1 protein-coding gene is annotated in these 2,667 nt (G+C 41.8%); it reads right to left on the reverse strand.

The features are described from left to right. A partial coding sequence (locus tag IM509_RS16950; protein WP_287717225.1) for a hemolysin occupies positions 1 to 2,376 on the reverse strand: 2,376 nt, incomplete at its 3' end. Between the last annotated feature and the right edge of the window lie 291 nt (positions 2,377 to 2,667).

Raw genomic sequence — 2,667 nt, forward strand, 5'->3', positions numbered from 1 at the left:
ACCAGCAGCAAAGGTGACACTGGTGGGAATAGAAGTGTAATCGGTTCCATTGGTTGCTGTCCCCCCAACTGTATAGTTGACAGTTAAAGCATCAGTGGTTACTCCGGTACGGGTGAAGGTATAAACCAGATTTGTTGTCCCGTCTTCTGTCACACTTGCGGGAGAAACTGCAAGGGTAATACTGGGAAGAGTCGGACTAGAACCATAGCTAAAATAACTAGCAGTTAGACTTAATGCTGTTTGATTATTGATAACTGCAATCAGTTCATCTGCTTCGCTGCCTGGTTTGTTGATGTAGAGCTTAGTAGTGGAACTAGAAACTGTTAAGAGATAGTCACTACTTGAACCCCGTAGCTGAATTGTGTCATCAGTGGTGCTAAAGTCGGTAATTTGCGCGTAGTCGCTAGTACCTTCAGTAGCTGTCAAACCGTCATCATAGAAGGTCTTTGTCGTATCTGCAAGGATAAAGCGATCGTTTCCTGAACCTCCTACTAAATAATCATATTCTCCTGTACCGCCATCTGTTCCTTGTAGGGTGTCATTCCCATTACCACCATAAAGCTGATCATTATCAGCACCCCCATTGAGGACATCATTACCATTCTCTCCATAAATGTAGTCACTACCAGCATTACCTGAAATAGTATCGTTACCCCCTCTACCATAGAGTTGCTCAACAGCTGTACCGCCAAAAATGACATCATTATAATCAGTTCCCTTAAACCCGTTAAAACTCTCAATCGAAGTAAAGGTATCAGTTTCCGTACCGACAGTAATCGTTCCACTCCCAGCGGTGTCGTAGGTCATGGTTAAACCACTACTACCATAGCTGTAGTCAGCATGATAGCGATCACTACCAGCACCACCATTTATCGTGTCATTATCGCCTTCATCGCCGGTAAAGTAATCATCTCCTGAATCACCATTGAGGAGATCATTACCATTACCACCATAAATGTTATCATTACCTACACCCCCATTCAGGACATCATTCCCATTCTCTCCATAAATGTAGTCATCACCAGCATTACCTGAAATAGTATCGTTACCACTTCCACCTTTGAGTCCACCATCATAATATTCACTTTCTGTCCCGCCAAAAATGACATCATTATACTCAGTTCCCTTAAACCCGTAAAAACTCTCAATCGAAGTAAAGGTATCAGTTTCCGTACCGACAGTAATCGTCCCACTCCCGGTAGCGGTATTGTAGGTCATGGTTAAACCGCTACTAGCATAGCTGTAGTCAGCCTCATAGCGATCAATCCCACTACCACCATTTATCGTGTCATTACCTGCATCATTGGTAAAGTCATCATTCCCTAAATCACCATTGAGGACATCATTCCCACTACCACCATAAAGTTCATCAGAACCATCTCCGCCATTGAGGACATCATTTCCATCCTCTCCATAAATGTAGTCACTACCAGCATTACCTGAAATAGTATCGTTACCACCTCCACCTGCGAGTCCACCATAATCATATTCACTTGCTGTACCGCCAAAAATGACATCATTATACTCAGTTCCCTTAAACCCTTCAAAACTCTCAATCGAAGTAAAGGTATCAGTTTCCGTACCGACAGTAATCGTCCCACTCCCGGTAGTGGTATTGTAGGTCATGGTTAAACCGCTACTAGCACTACTGTAGTCAACCTTATAGCGATCAGTCCCACTACCACCATTTATCGTGTCATTACCTGCATCATTCGTAAAGTAATCACTTCCATCCCCACCGTCAAGAGAGTCATTACCATTACCTCCATAAATATTATCGTTTCCCCCCAAACCACTTAAAGTATCATTGCCATCTAACCCAAAAATATTATCACTTGTAGATGTTCCCGTAATATTATCATTCCCATTAGTCCCGGTAAAATCTGCCTGTTCTACTTGAATAATTTCCCCATTTACTATAATTGTTGTCTGGTCATTCTCTGCTCGTAAAGCGTCTAGGATTGCCACATCCAGACTATTTCCTTGAACCAACTCCGCAAAAATTGCCCCCTCATCTCCGGCGCTATCCACCTGATTAATTTGAGCATCCACATAATGCCCAATTTCTTCTAAAATTACGTTAATTATCGCTGCTGACGAGGCCGTATTTAAAAAAGATGCTGATAGATAAATCTTATTGGTACTGCTGGAATATGCACCATTCGCCGTCCCCAAAACCTCATCACTAAGTACCTCAATCGGGGGAAGTTGACTAAAATTTCGACTTTGCCACTGCTGTCGTAATTGCGTCGCCTTAACCACATCATAACTTGTGCCAAAAGCGGTTTCTAAATTCGCCCAAAAACCATCAGATTGAGCGAAATTAAACAAAACATCGTCAACAGCAGGAAGAATCGGCAACAGGGTAGAAGTCATGACAGTAACAGCAAAAGTTTATTGATAAAAATTTTCGCACAACAAGCGCAAATCTTTCAAGACCCCTGTAACAGAAATTAACATTTATACAGAAAACGGGTTTCTTCAAGAAACCCGTTTTCTAGATATTAGGATAAGATTATTGGATTCTTGCCAAAGACTGCTTAAATTCTGCGAGAGAATTAGCGGTAGCTGCTAATTTTAGTAGCTCTTCTAAGATAGTAGGGTTAGTCATTTTGCCGATTATCTCTTCAATTTCTGAAGAAATCTGTCCAAACCGCACAGTTAAAA

This window comes from Microcystis sp. M31BS1, assembly GCF_020245285.1.
Taxonomy (GTDB): domain Bacteria; phylum Cyanobacteriota; class Cyanobacteriia; order Cyanobacteriales; family Microcystaceae; genus Microcystis; species Microcystis panniformis.